15 protein-coding genes are annotated in these 22,081 nt (G+C 46.6%); 6 read left to right on the top strand and 9 right to left on the bottom strand.

Going from position 1 to position 22,081, the window contains the following annotated elements; translation table 11 throughout:
• The first annotated feature begins 276 nt into the window (after nucleotides 1–276).
• On the top strand, nucleotides 277–2,400 hold the full coding sequence (pnp, locus tag C9I89_RS14325) for a polyribonucleotide nucleotidyltransferase (RefSeq protein WP_107284023.1): 2,124 nt from the start codon (nucleotides 277–279) through the stop codon (nucleotides 2,398–2,400).
• A 213-nt stretch (nucleotides 2,401–2,613) separates the two neighbouring features.
• Nucleotides 2,614–3,510: a lipoprotein NlpI gene (nlpI, locus tag C9I89_RS14320; RefSeq protein WP_211315261.1), complete on the top strand. Its 897-nt coding sequence runs from the start codon at nucleotides 2,614–2,616 to the stop codon at nucleotides 3,508–3,510.
• 73 nt (nucleotides 3,511–3,583) lie between these two features.
• Here the strand turns inward: nlpI and C9I89_RS14315 are convergent, their stop codons facing one another.
• The 3 genes from C9I89_RS14315 to C9I89_RS14305 all read right to left on the bottom strand — a co-directional run bounded on the left by C9I89_RS14315 (nucleotide 3,584) and on the right by C9I89_RS14305 (nucleotide 7,645).
• Nucleotides 3,584–4,459: a U32 family peptidase gene (locus C9I89_RS14315; protein ID WP_107284022.1), complete on the bottom strand. Its 876-nt coding sequence runs from the start codon at nucleotides 4,457–4,459 to the stop codon at nucleotides 3,584–3,586.
• A 12-nt stretch (nucleotides 4,460–4,471) separates the two neighbouring features.
• The gene (gene ubiU, locus C9I89_RS14310) at nucleotides 4,472–5,479 is read right to left on the bottom strand and encodes a ubiquinone anaerobic biosynthesis protein UbiU (protein WP_107284021.1); all 1,008 of its coding nucleotides are present in this window, start codon (nucleotides 5,477–5,479) and stop codon (nucleotides 4,472–4,474) included.
• Nucleotides 5,480–5,605: 126 nt separating this feature from the next.
• Complete coding sequence (locus tag C9I89_RS14305) at nucleotides 5,606–7,645, bottom strand: sensor domain-containing protein (protein ID WP_107284020.1); 2,040 nt, start codon at nucleotides 7,643–7,645, stop codon at nucleotides 5,606–5,608.
• 340 nt (nucleotides 7,646–7,985) lie between these two features.
• Here C9I89_RS14305 and ubiT point away from each other — a divergent pair, with 340 nt between their 5' ends.
• The 4 genes from ubiT to rimI all read left to right on the top strand — a co-directional run bounded on the left by ubiT (nucleotide 7,986) and on the right by rimI (nucleotide 10,027).
• Nucleotides 7,986–8,507 carry a ubiquinone anaerobic biosynthesis accessory factor UbiT gene (ubiT, locus tag C9I89_RS14300; RefSeq protein ID WP_107284019.1) on the top strand — a complete coding sequence of 174 codons (522 nt, stop codon included), beginning with the start codon at nucleotides 7,986–7,988 and terminating at the stop codon, nucleotides 8,505–8,507.
• Nucleotides 8,497–9,000 (top strand): GNAT family N-acetyltransferase, encoded by a 504-nt coding sequence (locus C9I89_RS14295; protein ID WP_107284018.1) that lies wholly within the window; start codon nucleotides 8,497–8,499, stop codon nucleotides 8,998–9,000. Before ubiT ends, C9I89_RS14295 begins: the two co-directional genes overlap by 11 nt.
• A 189-nt stretch (nucleotides 9,001–9,189) precedes the next feature.
• On the top strand, nucleotides 9,190–9,591 hold the full coding sequence (locus C9I89_RS14290; RefSeq protein WP_107284017.1) for a DNA polymerase III subunit psi: 402 nt from the start codon (nucleotides 9,190–9,192) through the stop codon (nucleotides 9,589–9,591).
• Nucleotides 9,581–10,027 (top strand): ribosomal protein S18-alanine N-acetyltransferase, encoded by a 447-nt coding sequence (gene rimI / locus C9I89_RS14285; RefSeq protein WP_107284016.1) that lies wholly within the window; start codon nucleotides 9,581–9,583, stop codon nucleotides 10,025–10,027. The genes C9I89_RS14290 and rimI overlap by 11 nt, the downstream gene beginning before the upstream one ends.
• A 111-nt stretch (nucleotides 10,028–10,138) precedes the next feature.
• On the opposite strand, the gene C9I89_RS14280 is transcribed toward rimI, so the two are convergent.
• The 6 genes from C9I89_RS14280 to C9I89_RS14255 form a co-directional block, all read right to left on the bottom strand.
• The gene (locus C9I89_RS14280; protein WP_170107705.1) at nucleotides 10,139–12,079 is read right to left on the bottom strand and encodes an EAL domain-containing protein; all 1,941 of its coding nucleotides are present in this window, start codon (nucleotides 12,077–12,079) and stop codon (nucleotides 10,139–10,141) included.
• Nucleotides 12,080–12,251: 172 nt separating this feature from the next.
• On the bottom strand, nucleotides 12,252–12,878 hold the full coding sequence (locus C9I89_RS14275) for an OmpA family protein (protein ID WP_107284014.1): 627 nt from the start codon (nucleotides 12,876–12,878) through the stop codon (nucleotides 12,252–12,254).
• Entirely contained in the window at nucleotides 12,875–14,278 is a 1,404-nt protein-coding gene (locus C9I89_RS14270; RefSeq protein WP_107284013.1) for a TolC family outer membrane protein, read from the bottom strand. The genes C9I89_RS14275 and C9I89_RS14270 overlap by 4 nt, the downstream gene beginning before the upstream one ends.
• Nucleotides 14,279–14,304: 26 nt before the next feature.
• On the bottom strand, nucleotides 14,305–15,687 hold the full coding sequence (locus tag C9I89_RS14265; protein ID WP_107284012.1) for an HlyD family type I secretion periplasmic adaptor subunit: 1,383 nt from the start codon (nucleotides 15,685–15,687) through the stop codon (nucleotides 14,305–14,307).
• On the bottom strand, nucleotides 15,680–17,863 hold the full coding sequence (locus C9I89_RS14260; protein ID WP_107284011.1) for a type I secretion system permease/ATPase: 2,184 nt from the start codon (nucleotides 17,861–17,863) through the stop codon (nucleotides 15,680–15,682). Before C9I89_RS14260 ends, C9I89_RS14265 begins: the two co-directional genes overlap by 8 nt.
• A gap of 80 nt (nucleotides 17,864–17,943) precedes the next feature.
• The gene (locus C9I89_RS14255) at nucleotides 17,944–21,978 is read right to left on the bottom strand and encodes a type I secretion C-terminal target domain-containing protein (protein WP_211315257.1); all 4,035 of its coding nucleotides are present in this window, start codon (nucleotides 21,976–21,978) and stop codon (nucleotides 17,944–17,946) included.
• Nucleotides 21,979–22,081: the final 103 nt, after the last annotated feature.

Genomic DNA, 22,081 nt, shown 5'->3' with positions numbered 1-22,081 from the left:
TCGAGATCTTGAACGAAATAGTGGCAAGTTGAATTACTAATCAAGATATAAATATACTTACTTTACCCTGATTGATCAGTCGTTCTCCCGACCTAAAGGTCGCGGCTAATGACAGTTTTTTACGATTAAGCCGATATTGGCTATTCAGTAGATAATTATCATTAGTCGCGATGTGTGAAATCATCGTAAAGTGGGTTTCATCACATGACGCTTTTCCTTGTGTCAGATATACTTAACGACGCAAATAGAAAGCGGATAATATTTAAGGAAATTCACGTGAATCCTATCGTAAAGACTTTCCAGTACGGTAACCACACCGTTACCCTTGAAACTGGTGTTATGGCGCGTCAAGCGACAGCCGCTGTTATGGCTAGCATGGACGATACGTCTGTGTTCGTATCTGTAGTTGGCAAGAAAAAAGCGGTTGAAGGCCAAGACTTCTTCCCGCTAACAGTTAACTACCAAGAGCGTACTTACGCTGCAGGTAAAATCCCTGGTGGTTTCTTCAAGCGTGAAGGTCGTCCTTCTGAAGGCGAAACACTGACTGCCCGTTTGATTGACCGTCCAATTCGTCCGCTATTTCCTGATGCATTCAAAAACGAAGTTCAGGTTATTGCGACTGTAGTTTCTGTAAACCCAGATGTAAACCCAGACATGATCACTATGATCGCAACGTCTGCGGCACTGGCGATTTCTGGTCTGCCATTCAATGGTCCTATCGGTGCGGCACGCGTTGGTTACATCAATGATCAGCTTGTTCTTAACCCAAGCAACACTGAGCTGGAAGAAAGCCGTCTAGACCTTGTTGTTTCCGGTACTAAAGACGCTGTTCTGATGGTTGAATCAGAAGCAGATCGTCTGTCTGAAGAACAAATGCTACAAGCTGTAGTTTACGGTCACGACCAGCAGCAAGTTGTTATCGATGCAATCAACGAGTTTGCGGCGGAAGTTGCCACTCCTGCTTGGGATTGGACAGCACCGGAAGTTAACACTGAGCTTAAAGCTCGTGTTGCGGATAAAGCTGAAACTCGTCTTGCTGACGCATACCAGATCACTGAGAAAATGGCGCGTTACGACGAAGTTGGTGCTATTAAGAACGACGTTGTTGAAGCACTTCTTGCTGAAAGCGAAGAACTAGATGAGCGCGAAATCCGCGGCATGCTAAGTTCTCTAGAGAAGAACGTTGTACGTAGCCGTATCATTGCGGGCAACCCACGTATCGATGGTCGTGAAAAAGACATGGTTCGTGCGCTAGACGTACGTACAGGTGTTCTTCCACGTACTCACGGTTCTTCTTTGTTTACACGTGGTGAAACTCAGGCGTTAGTTACTGCTACGCTTGGTACACAGCGTGACGCACAAATTATTGACAGCATCATGGGTGAGAAGAAAGATCACTTCCTTCTACACTACAACTTCCCTCCATACTGTGTAGGTGAAACTGGTTTTGTTGGTTCACCTAAGCGTCGTGAAATCGGCCACGGTAAACTGGCTAAGCGCGGTATTGCTGCAGTAATGCCTTCTGTTGAAGAATTCCCATACACAGTACGTGTTGTATCGGAAATCACAGAATCTAACGGTTCATCTTCAATGGCTTCTGTATGTGGTACGTCTCTGGCACTTATGGATGCTGGTGTGCCAATCAAAGCATCTGTTGCGGGTATTGCAATGGGTCTTGTTAAAGAAGGCGATGACTTTGTTGTTCTTTCTGACATCCTTGGTGACGAAGATCACCTGGGTGACATGGACTTTAAAGTTGCGGGTACTGACGATGGTATCACTGCACTGCAGATGGATATCAAAATCGAAGGTATCACTAAAGAGATCATGCAGATCGCTCTGAACCAGGCTAAAGGTGCGCGTAAGCACATCCTTAGCGTGATGGACGATGCAATCGGTACTCACCGTGATGAAATTTCTGAGTTTGCTCCTCGTATCTATACGATGAAGATCAACTCTGACAAGATCAAAGATGTTATCGGTAAAGGTGGTGCAGTTATTCGTCAGCTGACTGAAGAAACTGGCACAACTATCGAAATCGAAGATGACGGTACAATCAAGATTGCTGCAACTGAAGGCAAGGCGGCTAAAGAAGCAATTCGCCGTATCGAAGAAATCACAGCTGACGTTGAAGTTGGTCGCATCTATACTGGTAAAGTAATGCGTGTGGTTGACTTTGGTGCATTCGTTTCTGTTATCGGTGCCAAAGAAGGTCTGGTTCATATTTCTCAAATCTCTCAGGAGCGTGTAGAGAAAGTGGCAGATCACCTAGAGCTAGGCCAGGAAGTTAAGGTTAAAGTTCTAGAAATCGACCGTCAGGGCCGTATTCGCCTAAGCATGAAAGAAGCACAAGCTGACCAAAATCCTGCGCCAGCTCAAGACGAGCAGCCACAAGGCTAAGTCTTTCTTCTTCAAGCATGTTATAAAGGGGCTAATAAGCCCCTTTTTTTATAGTAACAATTCAGAACACTGTAATATCAACCAATAGTCGTTATCGAAAGTGCTTATTTATAACCATAAACTCCGCCCTTTCTTTTGCTCTTGATGGATATAACGGTGACTGAACAGCGACAGAAAGAGATGAACGGTTTTTGTATGTCAGGGAGAACGGCATTGATAGCAAACAGGTTAAAGCTCGCATGTCTTGCGGCGCTGATGATGTTAACGGGCTGTACAGCATCATCTCAATCGAATTGGACTCATCCACCGATGGCGGTGCCACTTCAGCCGACGATACAGCAACAAATTCAGTTAGCGCGTATTGATCAGCTGTTAAAGCGAAATGATCTGGATAAAGCAACAGTCGCGCAAATGTATTATGAACGTGGCTTGCTGAATGACAGTCTGGGCCTGCGTGATTTGGCTCGTCTGGATTTTAATCAGTCGTTATCACTGAAAGCGAACCAGCCAGATGTGTTCAATATTCTGGGGGTGTATTTTACCCAAAGTGCCCACTTCGATGCAGCATATGAAGCCTTTGATTCGACCCTTGAGCTCAATGTTCAGCACCCCTTTGCCCAACGTAACCGTGGGATTGCCCTGTATTATGGTGGTCGGCTGGATCTGGCGCATGAAGATCTTCTTGCCCATTACCAGCAGGATCTGAATGATCCTTATCGGGTGATCTGGTTATATATACTGGACCGGGAACGCACACCTGAAGCGGCGCTTGGCAAGTTAAAGCTGCGTTTTGACGCGAGTGACAAAGAAAGTTGGGGCTGGCAAATTGTACGTTTGTACCTGGGTGAAATCACCGAATCCCAATTCTTGGAGCAAATAAGCTCAGAAAGCGAAGATAATACTCAGCTGGCAGAGCGCTTAACCGAAGGTTATTTCTACCTTGCCAAGGCTTATCAGCTGCAAGGTGATTACCCTGCCGCTATCATGCTGTACAAAATAACCCTGGCAGGTAATGTGTACGAGTTTGTTGAGCATCGGTTTGCATTGCTTGAGCTTAGCCGGGTGATGTCACTGTATGAAGCGCAAAATGGAACGCAAGAAGCAGAATAGGATTTGAAACCGTACTCAGAAAAAAGCCGCGATGTTCGCGGCTTTTATGTTTTTATGCGGTGTCCCCGCCCTGCTATTCGATGTTCAGACCAGCCAGGTTATGCCAGTAACCATTACAATGGTGGCCATTCTCCAGCGGATGGCGAATGGTACTTCCTTCATTGCTCCGGAACGTATCGATTAATCCTAAGGTATCGATACTGAGCGGGCTTAAACGCACGACATCGACTAACGCTTGCATCCCTTTCAGATCATTGATCAGGTTATAGCAGTAGCCTGACTGGGTCTGAATTCCATTTAGGGTGAATACTTTTTGTGTTTCCTGGCTGTTGACGGTAATACCATTGGGGTATTTAACGCAGCACGTTTCACATTCATCTTTTGCTTTGTCTTCAGCTCGGGCTGTAAAGCAACGGGCTGAATAGGCTAATGGCAGGTAGCCATAGCTGAACACTTCGGTTTCAAACTGGCCGTGGATCCCCAATTTTTCGCAATCAGTCATGACGTTTTGCAGCCATTCGCGAGACAACTCTACCGGCATGCACCAGCGCACCATGCCTTTTTTCAAGAACAGGTTCAGGGTCTGGGCGTTGTAACAGTTCACCGCCGGGCCAACGACAAAAGGAATACCTTTTTCGTGTGCGAGCTGAATGGCCGAAACATCGTTGGCTTCAACAATGAAGTCACCATTATCAATGTACTTTTTCATCGCATTGACTTCGCTTGGTGCCTCCAGCAGTGCCATGGTCGACAACACGACTTGTTTACCGGTTGCTGAAATATCTTTAGCGATTTCAAACCAGTGTGCCGGTTTCATTTCACGGCGCTTAGAGCAGACAGTTTCACCTAAATAGATGATATCGCTATTAGCATCTTTGGCTTGCTGATAAAACGCCTCGACATCTGTTTTTGGCCAGAAATATAGCAGAGGACCCAGGGAGTATTTCATTGTTGGCTCCTTTTATTGCCATTTACGGTGATAAGCACCAAGAGTCGTTTGTTTACCTTCAGAGACATTGCCCAGACATGCGTTCCAAGCGGGATCGACGCGATAGCCGTCAGGGTTTGCCAGGTAACGGTCAATGGCAGCACGCCACGTTTTCGTCACTTGCTCGACATAAGCCGGACTACGTTGGCGACCTTCTATTTTGACTGACGCTATATTGGCTGCAAACAGTTCAGGCAATATTTCCAAGGTGTTCAAACTGGTTGGCTCTTCCAACGCGTGATAGCGCTTATTCTCCCCCTCGATGCTGACATCAAAACGGCCTTTGCAGAGGGTTGGATAACCGGCATTCTCGCCTTCTTTGTAGCGGTCAATTAACACGTCATTAAGGCGTGATTCCAGCCCGTCAGACGTTTCTTGCCAGCGCACATATTTAGCCGGCGAGCAGGCTCCTACCGTGTTCGGTGATTCGCCCGTCATGTACGATGACAGGTAGCAGCGTCCTTCCGACATAATGCACAGGCTACCAAAGGCGAACACTTCGAGTTGCATGTCGGTATTACGGGCTAACTGTTTAACCTGGTGAATGGATAATACGCGCGGCAGAACCACACGCTTCACATTAAAATTTTGCTGGTAAAAATCAATGGCGGCGGTATTGGTCGCTGAAGCCTGCACGGATAAATGGAGTTCCAGCTCCGGGTATTTTGTCGCAGCGTACTCCAGCACGGCAATATCGGCAACTATTAACGCATCAACCCCCATGGCAGCTGCATTGTCGACAGCCTGGCTCCAGCGGTTGAAACCGTCAGGGTGAGCAAAAGTATTCAGAGCAACATGCAATTTGCGGTTGTGATCTTTGACATACTGTACGGCTTTTTCGAGTTTACGACCTGTGAAGTTAAGACCTGCAAAATGGCGGGCATTGGTGTCATCTTTAAAGCCGATGTACACCGCATCTGCACCATGATCAATGGCGGTCTTTAACGCTGGAAGGTTGCCTGCGGGGCAAAGTAGCTCCATATTATTTTTATTTACCAGTGTGGGAAGGAAAGTAATTAAACAAATAGTAGGGGGCTTGTTGCCCCCTTGTTTTGACATTAGGCAGGTTTTGTTGATTTAGGATGATTTTTTATGACGGCTATCTCGTTAATCTTTTCGGCGACTGTTCTTAACCAAAATCGCTTCCAGTTCGTTTTTCGGTAACGGACGGTAGAAGTGGAAACCCTGGATATAGTCACAGTTCAGGTTCGATAATAGCGTTGCCTGCTGATGGGTTTCGACCCCTTCTGCGACAATGCTCATGTTGAGAGCCTTACCCAGGTTAATGATATTTTCTATCAGGGTGACCTGTTTCGGCACGCTATCGATATCATTGATAAAAGCACGGTCGATTTTGAGTTCATCCAATGGGAATCGAGCCAGATAAGAGAGCGAGGAATAACCGGTACCAAAATCATCAATAGAGAGGGCAAACCCGAGTTTCTTTATTCCATTAAGCATCTGGATGGTGTGCTCGCCATCACTCATTACCGCACTTTCTGTTAGCTCGAAGGTAATGTCATTGGCATTGACGCCAATACTTTTTTGTAGCTTCTCAACAAAGCTAATCAAATTAGGGTTACCAAACTGCTGTGGTGATAAGTTGATTGCGACCCGACCCGGGAAGATCCCTTGCTGTTTCCAGCGGCGTACCGTCGTAAATACTTCTCGCATGACCACCCGGCCTACCTGTTCAATCAAGCCGGAACGTTCAGCGACCGGAATGAACTGGGCTGGGCTGATATAACCTTCAACCGGGTGCTTCCAGCGCACGAGAGCTTCCGCGCCGTTGATAGCAAAATCCCGGGCATTGACTTTTGGCTGATACCAAACCTCTAATTTATTGTTTTGTAGTGCTTTTTGTAACTCAATTTCCAGCCATAAACGCATTCGCGCTTCTTTATTCATGGCTTCGCTGAACTTGACTAAGCGGTTTCGGCCCCGGTTCTTTGCCTCATACATTGCCGTATCAGCATTTTGCAGCAGAATTCGGGCATCATTGCCATTGCCGGGAGAGGTGACCATGCCAATAGAGCAGGCAAGGTGTTTACTGAAATGGTGAAGGTCAAACGGTTGGTTAACCAACGCGATGATCTGTTCAGAAATCAAATCACCGGTACGGTCATGTTCAGGATCCGGAATTAAAACACCGAACTCATCACCGCCCAAGTGGCCGAGAATGGCATTTTCCGGTAATAAACGGCGCAGGCGCTGGGATATTTCCTGCAGCACCCGGTCACCAATATGATGGCCAAGTGAGTCATTGATATTCTTGAAGTTATCAATGTCCAAATACAGCATCACCAAAGGCGTTTCATTGGCAATCAGCTGTTCTAACCGGCGGCTGAAACCATGGCGATTATAGAGACCGGTCAGTGGATCGGTATGAACCAGATGTTCGATCTGGCCTTGCTGAACGACGTGTTCAGAGGCGTCTTTCAGCATGACTATGGTGGCGCGTGAGCCAAGCAAAGTGATCTCAGAGGTCGAGACCAGTAGTGGACGTTCGCTGCAGCAGCGGGGGCTGGTATGGCATTTACGTGGTCCACTTTTTGGCTGCTGGTGTAACTGCTCACCTAAAATACGCTGGCTATGGCTGTCAATCAGCAGGCGGCCGAGATCTTCACCTAATAATTCTTTTGATGATTCAAAGCCCAACAAGGTTGCAGCGGCTGCGTTAGCGTTAATAACGGTATTGCTTTCGACAATACAGATACCATCAGAGATCAGCTCGTTAAGCTGGTACAGCTGATTTTCGAGTTCTTCTATGGTATTGACCAGTACCTGTCGCTCAGAGGTGTCGGCAGAGTGCAGGACAATATGCTGAATATCGTCTGAGCGATTACGCAGAGGAGAGAGGCTAAAGTGCATGCTGGTATCATGACGGTTGTCGTCTAACACCACTTCGCCTTCTACTGACTCGCCACTGAATGCGCGCTCATAATACGGGCGTAACGAGTTATAGTAGGCCTGACCAAGGATTTCTTTGTCATTGCGTCCGATCAGCTCGTCACGACGAAGACCGCTGACTTCACAATAGCGATTATTTACCACAAGGTAGTTATGATCTTGGTCTAGCACTGCAAACAGAAACGGACTGTTGTCTGTGAGCAGAGGGAACCAGTAATTGAGTTGCTCTGTCGGCATTGAAGCACCGTATTCCGTATGCAGGTTAAGTGTAACTATTTACTTCATTGCTGTTTCGTCCAATCTCCACAGAGAAAAAGCACATTGATATCGATAAACTTTGCGCTTTCTCTTTGTTGTTGGACAAACTAGCCGTCAGTTGAACAGCGATAGAATCGTGACGATTGAATTCGATTGTTGTAATTCATCCGCCGTGCTCTGTAATATAACCCGTGAGCAAGGCAGAATTCCAAACTTTGCGTCGAGAGAAACGTTTTTTTTGACTCAAGGCATAAAACCGTCTCCCTGGGTTGCCATACAATCAGGTATTAAATGCGATAATGATAGGAAAAGACCAACAGTGATAGCCCAACTTCGAAAGCACATGGTTCAACACGGCCCGGCGTTACTGCGTATTCCTGCAAAACTGACGCCATTTCCTATTCAGAAGAAAATGATGTTAGAAGGCTTAACGACGGTTTTCAAAGAAGCACTCGAAGATGGTGATTTTGAATTTCTCGATGAGCGCTGGCTAAAAGTCGAAGTCAGAGATCTGGGGCTGCACTGGTATATCAGTTATCAGGATGACAAACTGGTTGTATCTGATCAGGTCGAGCTGGAAGATGTAAGCTTTAGCGGTGAGTGTAATGACTTAGTGCTGATAGCGGCACGCAAAGAAGATCCGGATACTCTGTTTTTTCAACGTCGTCTTCGTATCGAAGGAGATACCGAACTGGGACTGGAAGTGAAAAACCTGATGGACAGCATTGATCTGGATTCATTGCCAGCCCCCCTTAAATATATATTGCAGCAATCAGCAGATTTCATCCAGAAAGGGATGCAGGACGCAGATGTTGATAAAGAGGTCATTAATGCTCATTAGAACCGAAGCGCCAGCAGATATTCTTCCTATAGACCGATTGCTCAAAGACGTATTCGAGACTGAAGCCGAAGCAAATCTGGTGATGAAGCTACGGGAAAACAGCTGTCGGACTTTGTCGCTGGTGGCTTGCAGCGATGAAGGGGAAGTGATTGGTCACCTGTTCTTCAGCCCGGTAACGGTTGAAGGACAAGATGACCGCTGGCAAGGTTTGGCACCACTGGCAGTAAAATCGGAGTATCAGCGTCAGGGGATAGGTAAAGCCCTGATGGAAGAAGCGAAAAACATTCTGATAGAATTTGATTATCCGGTTATTGTTGTACTCGGTCACAGTGATTACTACCCGCAAGTGGGGTTTGAAAAAGCGGCGGATCACGGATTACGGTGTAGCTGGCCGGTACCGGAAGAGGCTTTCATGGTGCTTGAGTTGATACCTGATACATTAGCCGGTAAATCAGGCGTCGTTGAGTATTGTCCCGAGTTCTCTGAACTGTAATATCCGAACGGTAATACCAATCGGCATAATACGGTAGCGCCAAAAACATGGCCTCCAAAAGGACGAGTTATAAATACCACCTGCGGGTGGTATTTTTGTACTGATGGAAAGGTCTTTGGTATTGAGGTAGGATTGCCACCCAAGTGATTTAATACCAATTGGTATAACACAATTTACGACGGGAATTGAATGAAACAGCGTGATATTCAGGTATTGCAGGAAATGGGTATAACCTATTGGCAGGTGCGAAAGCCTGAGCTTTTTCCTGAGATGCAAATACCGGTCATTGATCTGCCTGAAAGTTGCAAATTGCTGTTCATTACCTCTGACGAACTGGATGAACACGATGGCTGGTTGTTTGGCCGCATTCTGAACAGCATGAAGCTGACACCAGAGCAGGCCCTGGCCTTACCACTTGAAGCATTGGAGCAAGTGGGAGAGCACCATTTAGTCTGGTGTTGGTTTGCAGGCTGCCAGGGTGTACACCCGGCAGGTTGCCAGATATTGACATCTAGTTCGTTGAAAGCTATGCACTCTAACCCGGCGACTAAAAAAGCCTTATGGCAGCAGATTTGTTCATATGACACATAAAATTGTACCTCTCAAACCACAGCACCATGATGATGTATGGCGCATTGAACAGGCGGCTCACGCCTTTCCATGGGCGGAATCGTTAATTCGTAATGCACCGAATAAAATTGCAGCTAACTTTGTCTTGCTGGTCGATGCGAAGGTGATTGGTTATTGCTTTGGTCAGAATGTGGCAGGTGAAGCGACTTTATTGAATATTGCCATTGATCCGGCTTGTCAGGGCAAGGGGTATGGCAAGGTATTGCTAGAAGGTTTTATCGAGGCGTTACAAGCGCGTGATGCCGAAGAAATCTGGCTTGAAGTTCGTGCCAGTAATACCCGCGCGTACCAATTATATGAAGCTATCGGTTTTAATGAAATTAATCGCCGTATTGGTTATTACCCTGCTGAGAACGGGCGTGAAGATGCGCTGATCATGACTTACATGATTTTCTGACAGACGAGCTTCTGAAAAATTTTTTTCAAAAAAAGCGCCGAAAGGCGCTTTTTGTTTATGGTTTAGAATCGAGAATCGAGGTACTCGAGACTTGGTACTCAATACTCGAACCTAGCCATATTCCTGTACTACCTCAGTAATATCGACGGGAGGGGCAATGAACCCCTGATATGCACAAGTGTTAAGCGTAGCGGCATAATCAACCTGTTCTCTGGTCTGAATGCCGGTCAGGATGATATTGATCTCCATCCCTCTCGCAATATTGATCAGGGCCCGGCATAACTCGTTTTTATGATGGTTATCCTTGGTTCCGGCAAAAGACTGATCGAGCTTCACATAGCTTGGGCGCAACGACTGCAGGTAGTCCATCGAGCTTAGCTGGCGACCAAAGTGGTCGATCCCCCATTCGGCGCCGGTAGCCTTGAATATTTCACTCAGATGCTCACAAGCCTGCTGATTGGCATAAATTGCCGATTCAGGCAGTTCAAAGAGAAGTTTATCTGTATACGGCGAACCGGCCAGATAGCCGGCCAGCCAATCGCGGAAGTCAGGGTCGGTAATACTGTGCGTCGTAAGGTTGATTGCTACCGGGGTCTGGCTTTGCTTTAGAATGCCATTTTGATGCAGAGACTCGATTAAACACCGATCCAATGCAGCCCCTAGCGCCAGTATTTCAATATAGGGCATGAAGTGTCGGGCAGGTATACGTTGCTGGTCATGTTTTAACTGGCAAAAAATTTCCTGGTGAATGATGGCGCCATCATGATGGTAATGCACGGGTTGCCAGCGAAAGCTGAATTGCTGGTGGGTAAGCGCATTATTTAACATGTCACGCCACTGCTCTTTAGAGAAAAGCAGTTGTTGATGATTTTCGAACCAGTGGTAAACCGTGTTGCCTTGAACGGCTTGTTGTAGCGCATTGTCGGCCTGGGCCAATAGCTCGGAGGCTGAATTTTGATTGCTGCGTTCACTGATACCAATGGCAAAACCGTGGTTTGGCTGATAACCCGCTTTGCTGATTTCTTGGTTGATCGCCTGGATCAGGGTATGCAGCTGTTTTTGGAGTTGCTTGTGTTCCTGTTCGGTGAACAAGAAAGCAAACTCATAGTCGGCTATCCGGGCAACGACCGTATTTGATGCCTGGTTTAACTTCTGTTTAAGTGTCTGCGACAATAAGTGAATGGTGTCATCTCGTATCTGGAAACCAAGCTGATTATGCAGCTGTTGCAACCAATCGAATCTAGCCAGCAAAATGGCACCGGTTCCCGGTTCATCCATCCAGCTGTTGATACGATCAATGAAATACTGGCGGTTTGGAAGGGCTGAAACCTTATCAATAAGGTTATTTTCCCGTAAGGTGATGACCTCTTCATTGAGGATCAAAAAGTTCTGCTGGAGCTGCTTCGACATATTATTGATGCCAATAACAACGGGGCGAAGTTCCTGTATTTCCGGTACCGGTAACGGTGCATCAAACTGATGTTGAGCAATTTTATGGGTATGAGATGCAATGGCGCTGAGAGGACGTAGCAGGCGGCTTAAGATGAATCGGGCGAGTAGAGCGATCAAAATAAATAAGCCGCAGAATATGATCAGGCTATTTCTGACGATTTCCCAAAGCTGAGTGTTTGCAACATCTGCTTGAGTTACCATTTTTAGTTCAGCCAGATCCATCCAACCGGAGCGGATCATGATTGTTTCTTCAGGAACGGTGAAGAGGTTCAAGCCAGTAAACCAAGCCGGGGCCACCATCTTTTCATCGGTGCTTGTCCAGCTTTGTTGGTGGCCGTCAACCACCCAGGTTAAGGTGATTTCCTGATAGTTGCCTTTTGTAAATAAAGCCTGGAGTAGTGTTTCAACGCGATCTGAATCACCTGCTTCTAAGGCTGGTTCCAGGGTAACCGCTAAGGTCTGGCTGGTATTGTTAAGCTCAGAATCCATTTGGTGCGCTAAAAGTTCTCGGATCTCAGTAAATTGTATGTAGCCGATACCGGTAACAACTAACAGAAAAAGCCCCAGAAGCAGAGAGTAAAATTGTTTAAAAATAGACATATAAAACAAGATTCCAAGTTCAGAATGTATGCCGCACTTTTCGGACACATTCGATACCAGCATGATTAATCATAAGGCATTGGTATTAATGACAAAAAATGACGGTAATGGCCAAGTGTGACTTTTGTCATTGGCAGGCCGCTTTATCAGCAAGCCCGCATAAGTCGACGCTTTATTCATCTGGCTGTTGATCGACTGTGTAGATATCCCATCTCATTTCCGTAGCCTTGTTGTTTCCGGTTACTTCCGCAATCACTCTGCGGTTTCGCTGGTGGGCAATTTCACTGAGGCTGGGATCGACGGGGCGAGTGAAGCCATAGCCGACCGCTTTTACCCGCACGTTATCAATACCGAATTCTGAAACAAGCGCATTTGCAATGGCATCAGCGCGTTGCTGGGAAAGAGTCATGTTTTTCTCATGAGATCCAATCTTACTGCAGTGCCCTTCAATGGTAACCTGAGTATCCGGGTAGCTACGCATGAACTTTGCCAGTATATCGATTTGTCCGTAGTAACGAGGTGAAATATAAGATGAGTTATTGGCAAACAAAATATTCAGTTCACGCCGCTCAGCAATGGATCTGACTTTACCGCAGCCGTCATTGTTTACCTGGGCACCATTTAAGGTGTCGGTGCACATTTCTCTGGCTTTGATCACCCCGTCACGATCGACATCTTGCAAGTCATGAACCTGTTCGGTCGGGGTATCCATCGCGACAATGTCGTTATTGGCACATCCGGCAAGCAGCAGTGTGGCGATAACGGCAAGACACATGTTTATTTGCTTAGATCCATTCATTGACGCACGCCTCCTTCATATTGTTCTTCTCCAAGCCAGGTATCAGGTGTGGTGACCCGAAGTGCGCCGAGTAGCTGACCCGTCGCATTGAGGATCCGGTACTGGGCCGTGATTTCATCGAATTCGGCGCTAAGGTAATCTTTACGGGCTTCAAATAACTCATTTTCTGAATCAAGTAAGTCAAGTAACGTCCGTTGGCCAATCTTAAATTGCTGCGCATAAGACTGTTGCGTCTCTTTCGCAGCAATGACATGTTCACGGAGATATCGCTTTTGTTCATTAACAAACGTTCGGGCATTCCAAGCCAGGGTGGTACCCTCAACAATATCGCGATAGGCACGCTGACGCAGTTCAGTGGCTTCTCCCAGTTTATAGGAGGCTTCTCTGTCTCTGGCCTGATCTTTTCCCCCTGAAAACAGATTATATCTCAGCCTTACCATGGCCTGTAGTTCATTGCTTTCACCACCGACGTCTGAGGTTATGCCGCTGCCATCGACTCCATCCACGTTTTCATCCCAGTTTCCGGAGAGTTCAAGACTGACTTGCGGGTAATAGTTCGATTTCGCCGACTTGCGCTCATATTTGGCTGCTTGAATATCACTATTAGTCGCTTTCAGGGTTGGATGATTTTCTTGCGCCCATTTAAGCGCTTCATCCAGGTTGGCTGGTATCATCACAGCATCCGGAACGGGCAAAATCATATCATCCGGCGCACGGTTGACGACTTTCTGGTATTGGCTTCTAGTATCAAACAGGTTATTTTTCGCTGAGACCAGATTCGATTTCGCCCGGGCTAAGCGCCCTTTTATTTGTGAAAGATCCGCGGTTGACCCCAATCCTGATTCGGTTTTTTCTTTGATCCGTTCGTAAATTTCCTGGTGGTTAGCCAGGTTTTTTTCCGACAGCTTAACGACTTCCTGAGCCTGCATATAATTGAGGTAGACTTTGGCCACTTCTAGCGCGGTGTTTTCCGCTGTGCTGAATAACGTCCATTGTTCTGAGCTGGCTTCGTTACGAAAACGGCTGACTTCACTACTGGTAAAGAAGCCATCAAACAGAATTTGCTTCAGACTGATACCCAATTCGCGACGGTCAAGATCAATCTTGTCATCATCATTAGAGGTTTGTGCCTGACGACGGGTTGAAGGGCTGTCTGTCTGCTCCCAGCCATAACCTGCCGTGAGATCAACCTTTGGTAAGTAACCAGTAAAGGCTTGATTAACTTGTTCTTCACGACTTTTGAAGCGGTTGAAAGCCTGCCGAATTTCCGGGTGGGTATCTAACGTATACGCGACTGCCTGCTCCAGAGTCTGGGCGAGTGCTGAAGCCGGTAATAGCACTGATGCCACGGCCAGAGCCGCCATACTTTTCCTTAGCGACTGGCGAACATGGTGTATCATTGAGTTGTCTCCATTATCATTATTATTTAGCGCTCTCTTAGCGCAGTGTCCCTAGCTCTTAACAGCGGATTGAGAATATATTCAAGAACCGTGCGTTTTCCCGTGATGATGTCGACCGAGGTTAACATGCCCGGAATAATCGGCATTGGCGTGCCATCTTTTTTGACTAAATTTGAAACATCAGTACGAATACGGACCAGATAAAAGCTGTTGCCTTCTTCATCTTGAGTGGTATCGGCACTAATGTGTTCTACGGTGCCGTCAAGACCGCCATAGCGGGTGAAGTCATAAGCGGTCACTTTGACCACAGCGGGTAATCCGGGGTGAAGAAAAGCGATATCTTTCGGTGCAATTTTCGCTTCGATAAGCAGTTGGTCTTCGGTTGGTACTATCTCGATAATGTCTACACCAGGTTGAACCACTCCTCCTAATGTATTGATGTGTATGGTTTTTATCGTGCCATTTACCGGTGAGGTAATCACCGCTTTATCGACTTTATCCTGAACGCCGACTTGGGCTTCCGTCAGGCGAGACAGACGGCTATCAAGCTCGTTCATCTCAGCCCTAGCTTCCTTGTTATAGGTCAATACCGCTTCACGGCGTTTCAGTATGCTTTCATCAGATGCTGCTTTGACTTTTGGCTTCATCAGGTAAAGTGATGACAACTCGCCTTTTATGTCATTGACCTGGCGCTCCAGCTTGAGCAGGTCGACTTCTGAAACGATGCCTTTTTTAGCGAGCGGGCGAGTCATCTCCAATTCGCGGGTAATAAGCTGCAGGCTGCTTTTTAAGGTTTTTATCTTGGATGTCAGCTCCTGGCTTTCCTGTTGTTTTTGCAGGATTTGTCTGGCCAGGATCTCTAACTGGTTGATCAGGCCGTCAAGGCGTCCGGTATATTCGGCTTGCTGGCGTGCTAGTATCTTGGGGTCGCCTTTGGTGAGATCAGCAGGAAAAGTCAGTGGCTGTGGGATCACCCTTACTTGCTGGCGCCACTCTGTTGCCTTTGATGAGATTTCGATGCTGGCGAGTTCATGCTGGAGGCGAATGATATTGGCCCGTAAGCTATCAACTTCCTCTTCTTGCTGGGCAAGATCAGAGCGAAAGCGGGTATCATCGATACGGGCTAATGGTTGATCCTGGTTTACCATCATGCCTTCTTTGACATACATGGCTTGTAATATCCCGCCATCGAGGCTTTGAATGATCTGGATCTGCGAGGAGGGGATCACTTTACCGCTGCCACGGGTGACCAGATCCAGCTGGGCAAAAAACGACCAGACCAGAAATGAGACGACCATCGCTGCAATCGCTCGAATTAATAAGCGGTGGCGCAATGGTGAATCGATCATCATGGCACCGTAGACGTCATCCGTCATGTCCAGCTCTGCCGACATTACTGACTTATTCATTACGGCCTCCGGTACTCACACCGGCACTGAGCTTTTTCAGTACCTCATCCCTTTTCCCATTGAGTAATATCTGCCCTCGTTCAAGAACAACAATACGATCAACCAATTGCAGCAGAGACATTTTATGGGTGATCAATATTAGGGTGCGATCGCGCCCCGCTCTATCCATGGCATGGATGAACTGTTTCTCGGCATAGGCATCCATGCTGGCGGTCGGTTCATCCATCAGCAGAATAGGGGGATCGTTTAAAATAGCGCGAGCCAATGCTACTGACTGGCGTTGTCCCCGAGACAGTGCTTCCCCTCTTTCGCCAACCTGTTTATCAAGCCCTTCAGAATCTTGCGCGGTAAACAGCGCCACGCCGGATAATTGAACCGCACGGATCAGCTGGTGCTCGGTGACCTGGCGGGTGCCAAACATGATGTTGTCACGAATGGTGCCGTGAAACAGGGTGATATCTTGCGGCAGGTAACCAATATTTCGGCGCAAATCGGCAGGGTGGATCTGTTTGCTGTCGATACCATCGAAACGCAGGCTGCCTTGGCCGGGTTGATATAAGCCTGCCATGAGCTTGGCGATTGAGGTTTTACCGGATCCGTTTTTGCCGATAATCGCGACTTTTTCACCGGCCTTGAAGGTCAGTGACATCGGATACAAAACGGGTTTTTCTGTATTGGGGTAGGCAAAGTTAATATTGTCTGCCTGAATGTGGCCGGTCAGTCGTTTGCGGCTGATCAGATGCCCCTTGTCGGCAAACTCATCCTCTTCATTCATGATGGTGTCGAGCTGACGCAACGCACTCATGGTCTGGTTGCCACGGGTTAGCAGGCCGGCCAGCTGGGCCATGGGGGAAACAACCCGGCTTGATAACATGACCGCGGCGATGATCCCACCCATAGAAATGGCACTGTCGGCAACCCGGTAAACCCCGAGGATCACCACCGCAATGGCGGTGAGCTGGGTAATAAAGGTTGCCAGATAAGAGACTGAATTTGAAATCTTCTTAACTTTCAGTTGCCAGTTAGCTGTGTGGGAAATCATCTGTTGCCAGGTACGTTGTACAATACCTTCTGCGACGTTAGATTTGATGGCTTCCATGGCCGCCAGGCTCTCGATCAGGTGACCATGTTTGAGGCTGGCATATTTATTACTTTCTTCAACGGCGGCTTTTAACCGAGGCTGAATGAAGAGGGTATAACCGATAATAATCATTCCGGCAATAAGGGGAACGACAGCCAGATCGCCAGCAACGAGATAGATAATCGTAAGAAAGAGCAGGGCGAACGGCAGATCGACAAGCGTCGTAATTGTGGCCGACGTGAGCATTTCGCGCACACTGTCAAATTCACTTAGCTGTTTTGCCATTGCACCAACGCTAGGGGATTTTTTCTCCAGCGGTAAGCCCATGGCTTTGGCAAATAGCCGGCTCGAGACAATGATATCGATTTTTTTCCCGGCGATATCGATAAGATGGCTACGCATATGGCGCATGATAAAATCAAAAGTAAACGCGATTGCTGCACCGCTCGCCAGTACCCACAATGACTCGAATGCCAGGTTCGGCACAATTTTGTCATAGACATTCATCATGAACAGCGGTGAAACCAGCGCAAACAGGTTCACGAATACCGATGCCAGCAAAGCGTCGCGGTAGATCGGGCTGGCATCTTTAATCATCTGCCACAACCAATGGCCTTGCTGGTTGTGCTGGTGGATATCAACGCTCTGATCGCCGCGGTATTGCTGTTTGATTAAAAAGGTGTAGCCGACATAGAGCGCTTCCAGCTCTTCAAGTGCCAGCTCGGTTTCGCCACCATTTTCGGGCAATTGGATCACGGCTTTATTATTGGCGAGATCCAGCTCTCGCAACAGGCACGCTTTCTTGTCTTTGAGCAAAAGCACACAAGGCAGCAGGATAGGGGAGATCTGTTCCAGCGGCTTACGAATAAGCTTGGCCGTTAGACCTGCCCTTGCTGCCGCCTGTGGCAACAGATCGGTGGATAACCACGCGCCAGAAAGCGGCAAGCCTGCCGTTAAAGCATCACCAGAGCAGGGGTTGCCATAATGTTCAGTTAATAGCACCAGGCAATCGAGTAATGGGTCTTCGGTGGTCTGTACCGAAGGCGAAATACTCCACTGCGGTTTTATTTTTTCAGCGGTTGCTGTTGCTGTCACTACTACTTCTCGCTTTCATTTAAAGACGCAACAAAAGGGTGCGGCCGAAAGGCCAGCACCCGAGGTCGGTTCATTCGTTACTATTGGGTATCATCCGGAAGATCAATATGCATCGACTGGAACACCGATATATCATGTGAAGCTTCAGTAGGATGCAGCACCAGATTTTGACCATCGTGGGTAAGCAGCCCATTAGTGATAATACCAATCTTGCTTTCAAGTGTTGACGAATCAATGCCATCAAGAACGATTTTCTGATCTATTTCACCGTTATTATCGACATCAATATTGATTGTGGTTTGGGTGATTTCATCGCTTGTTGTGATGGTTATAAAATTGTCAATCGTATCATTTGTTGCATCTTTAAGCAGATCACTAAGATTGAGCTTATCTTCATTGACATTGAAACCAAAGATAGTGTCCGTACCCGTATCACCGGCAGCCCAGGCATAGGTATCATGGCCTTGGCCACCATATAAGAGGTCATCACCTGAACCACCGACAAGAACATCATTGCCGCCTTGGCCATAAAGAACATCGTTGCCAGCCCCACCCATTAATGTATCGTCGCCACCACGCGTGTCGCCAGCAACGTTAAATATGTCATGGTGTGCTTTTATGTATTCATAAATTTCAACACTATTAGGCTCAACACCATTTTCCAGCTTCAGGAATGTTTCAAGTGCTGACATACCAGAACCATCAATTAAGCCTTCTGGACGTTCTGGGTTCCCGTCGTCGCCCCACGGAAGCTCATCGGTATTAATAGAGTCACCGAATAGAATATCATTTCCTTCATTGCCTGTGACGATGTCGTTTCCCATATCGGCGAGTTCAGATATTACTTTACCGCCTTGTAAAGCAGCATGAAGATCATCAGGACTATCGACAATTTCTACTTGGCCTGCCGGTGCTAGTGTCAGATTATTTTGCTGGATGTAATCAACAGAACTCCAGCTACCATGATTTTTTGTTGAATCAAATGAGAACTCAATAAAATAATTTCCCTGCTGGACCATTTCAGTCGTGATTGTGCCTTTTCCGTAACCGCTATCAACAACTTTCCCTGTGTTATTATGCAGCGACCAAGACATTGATTCTTGGCCATTAATAGAAAATTCAAAGTTAACATTTTCACCTGCATCGACAGATATCGACGATGAACGATAAGTCACAGGTATTCCATTATTATACTCATCGCTGAGTATTAGTTTACGGCCGGTTGTGTAAACATCACCTTGCCAACTGGAGCTTATCTGAGAACCAAAAATACCGTAGTTGTATTCCGTTACCGTTTCGGATGTTGTTAATTCTTCAACAACTTCCAAATTAGTAATATCGGTATTATCAAAGAACTTCAATAGGTTATCAGAGATGTCGCCTCCAATACCAATAGCCATGACCTTACTATTACTACTGAGTTGATTAAACGTTGTTAAAGAACCCTCGACAGTACTCGGATGGGGTTCGCCATCCGTCAGGAAGAAGGTAAGGTTTTCAGCATTATTACTTAACTCATCAGAATTAAACCAAGAGTTTGCTTCTTCAAGTGCGGGTTTATAATCCGTCCCGCCATCTGCGTAAAGTGAGTCAATTTTAGCGATTAAATCAGGAAGATTTTTTGAATTCAAATTAAGGAATTGAGGTGCTAAATCGATGTCAGAATGGAAATCAATCAGTTTGATATTGATAGTACCGTCATGGTCCGCTAAGTCTTCTACCAGACTCGTTAACGATTCCTTGACCATATCAATACGGCGCATATAGGAATCATCGTCGTTCTGAATGTACTTTCCATCAACGTCTTTGATGAAATAGTCCATACTGCCAGACGTATCAATAACGAGAGCAATATTGTAATCAAGCCCTGGCTGAACAGAAACAACAACGCCGCCGGTATCACCAAGTAGTACGTCGTCACCACGGCCGCCTTCCACTGTATTATCACCGTTAGGGTTCGCAGGTGTAGCAACAAAACCGACATCTGTTTCGTTGTACTTAGCATCACCAACTGACTGTCCATTTTCGTCAATCTCTTGAGAGCCAGCGGTAACGGTCAGTTTTATTCCATTGGAGCTAACAGGGGCTTCAACAGTTACTGTCAGTTTGCCATATAAATCTAGTTGCTCTTTAGGTATGGACCACGTGCCGTCGGCCAGTTCTGTACCGACGCTTAAGCTACCACCGTCAGGCAGGCCCGAAATAATAATATCGGTAAATACTTCACTACCATCGATATCAATCAGATCAACGTCAATGTTGAGTTCGAATAGGTCAGATACTTTAACTAAATCACCATCAATGACTTGGTAGTGCCCATTATCAAAATAGACATTTTCGATGCTATAAAATTCATGACGTCCATTCGATGAACTATGTGTCAGCATGAAGTCAGGAGAACCATCGGTTGTAAATGTATAATCTGATATTGAACCTTGCAGATAAGCGGTATCGGTTCCCGAGCCACCAAAATAACTTGTCGATGCAATAGTGGCGTCTTGTGAAATTAAAATATCATTTCCCGAATCACCGTGTAAGGTAACAGATGAAGAACCGATACCGCCAATGAGAATATCGTTATCATCTTCGCCTTTTAGGTAATCAGTATTGCTCGCACCGCCGATTACGATATCATTGCCACTGCCGGCGAGCACTAGTAATGTATCACCGTCTCCATGCTCAATAATATCATTACCACCTTTCCCATAAACCCAATTGCTATCGGTTGCTACGATATAGTCGCTGTTGTCTGTACTCTCATTTAAACTTACAGGTGTTCGCCCCGTAAGTTCTTTGTTAACTAAGTCTAAAATACTTTGTACCGGATTGGTCGAAAGTGTTGATAGCTCAGCTGATACATGAACACCATCCGCAACTGGAGCCACTTCTAGAGTTGCTTGGGCATCGCTACTATTCACACCATCCGTCACCTTGTAGTCAAATACGACTTCATCGATAGATAGATGATCCTTAGGAATAAAGTGCGCTGAGATAACATGCCCGTTACTGTCTTTAACCATTTCAACTGCGCCAAAGGCGGCATCAACAGTTAAGTCAGAGATTTTCAGTTCATTTCCTTCAGGATCATACGAACCAGAAAGTAACAGTTCCAGATCAAGCGCAACAACTTCATCTTCATTACTTGTCCCTAGGTCCACTTTCGTTGGTGGTACCACTGGTTCCAGATCGAGTTGAGACGAATCAATACTGACAGTCGCCTCTTCACTTTCTAGCCCGTCAGGATCGACTGCTTTGTATTTAAATTCATCTGATGCCGGAGTGCCTTCAACATAGCGTAATTCCCAGTTACCTTCAGACTTAGTAGAAAAATCTAATGATACTATCTGTTTACCATTACCCGGGATTTCAAGCTCTTGGAATACGCCAGTATCTCCAGATGAATCTGCTGGTTTTTGATACTCAATAGTTTCTGATGAACCATCGGCATAATGAACGGTAATAAGGGCCGCATTTTCATCGCCGGCTTCGAATAAACCACCTAACCCATCAAGACCGACTTTAACATCCGAAACCGGGTTTTGGCTGAAATCAATCGTAATAACTTCACCATGTTCTATACCAGAACCATCATTATCACCAATACCATGACCAATATGAGCTGTATTTCCACCGCGATACTGAGCTAATTCTCCGTTATTAGAAGAAACAGTAATTACGTCGCCATTAGCTAACGTCACCTGACGAACCATACCGTCGGTTCCGACAGGCTCTCCCCAGTTATAGAAATCGGTTGTTGATGGTCCGGTATCATCAGAAGGCGCGTCTTTAACACCCAGTAAGAATGGTGAACCGGAGATTTCTTCAGAAGCTTGGTAAGTAATCGAGTCAGCTTCAAATTCGGTATTATTCAAGTCATCAGCAGTTACTTCACGAACCTGAACCTTGTCATCAGAATCGGTATAGGTATAAAACAATGTTCCGTTATCTGGTAGGTCAGTGATAATGATTTTCAGCTGCGCATCATCACCATCGTCTTCATCAGAGATATGATCCTTTGCCAAATCACCCGAGTTAAAGACGACCCCTACAGGAGTCCCACCTGTAGGTGAAATAGTAAAGTTTTCAGCTTCCGGCGCGTCGTTGACACGGACCACGTCCAGGCTGTCAGCGTCCGATGCGGGATCGTTGACGCCGTCTGTCACTGACACTTCGACCGTCAAGCTCTTCAGGTCCAGCTCGTCGTTGTTGACCGCGGCC

It is taken from the genome of Photobacterium lipolyticum (genome assembly GCF_003026475.1).
Classification (GTDB): domain Bacteria; phylum Pseudomonadota; class Gammaproteobacteria; order Enterobacterales; family Vibrionaceae; genus Photobacterium; species Photobacterium lipolyticum.
The sequence above is the reverse complement of the archived record's forward strand: the minus strand, read 5'-3'. Positions and strand labels throughout refer to the sequence as shown.

What these genes read in the sequence shown, in the direction of transcription:
- C9I89_RS14315 (WP_107284022.1), bottom strand. Translation starts at nt 4,459, where the DNA reads ATGAAATACTCCCTGGGTCCTCTGCTATATTTCTGGCCAAAAACAGAT.
- ubiU (WP_107284021.1), bottom strand. Translation starts at nt 5,479, where the DNA reads ATGGAGCTACTTTGCCCCGCAGGCAACCTTCCAGCGTTAAAGACCGCC.
- C9I89_RS14305 (WP_107284020.1), bottom strand. Translation starts at nt 7,645, where the DNA reads ATGCCGACAGAGCAACTCAATTACTGGTTCCCTCTGCTCACAGACAAC.
- C9I89_RS14295 (WP_107284018.1), top strand. Translation starts at nt 8,497, where the DNA reads ATGCTCATTAGAACCGAAGCGCCAGCAGATATTCTTCCTATAGACCGA.
- C9I89_RS14290 (WP_107284017.1), top strand. Translation starts at nt 9,190, where the DNA reads ATGAAACAGCGTGATATTCAGGTATTGCAGGAAATGGGTATAACCTAT.
- rimI (WP_107284016.1), top strand. Translation starts at nt 9,581, where the DNA reads ATGACACATAAAATTGTACCTCTCAAACCACAGCACCATGATGATGTA.
- C9I89_RS14280 (WP_170107705.1), bottom strand. Translation starts at nt 12,079, where the DNA reads ATGTCTATTTTTAAACAATTTTACTCTCTGCTTCTGGGGCTTTTTCTG.
- C9I89_RS14275 (WP_107284014.1), bottom strand. Translation starts at nt 12,878, where the DNA reads ATGAATGGATCTAAGCAAATAAACATGTGTCTTGCCGTTATCGCCACA.
- C9I89_RS14270 (WP_107284013.1), bottom strand. Translation starts at nt 14,278, where the DNA reads ATGATACACCATGTTCGCCAGTCGCTAAGGAAAAGTATGGCGGCTCTG.
- C9I89_RS14265 (WP_107284012.1), bottom strand. Translation starts at nt 15,687, where the DNA reads ATGAATAAGTCAGTAATGTCGGCAGAGCTGGACATGACGGATGACGTC.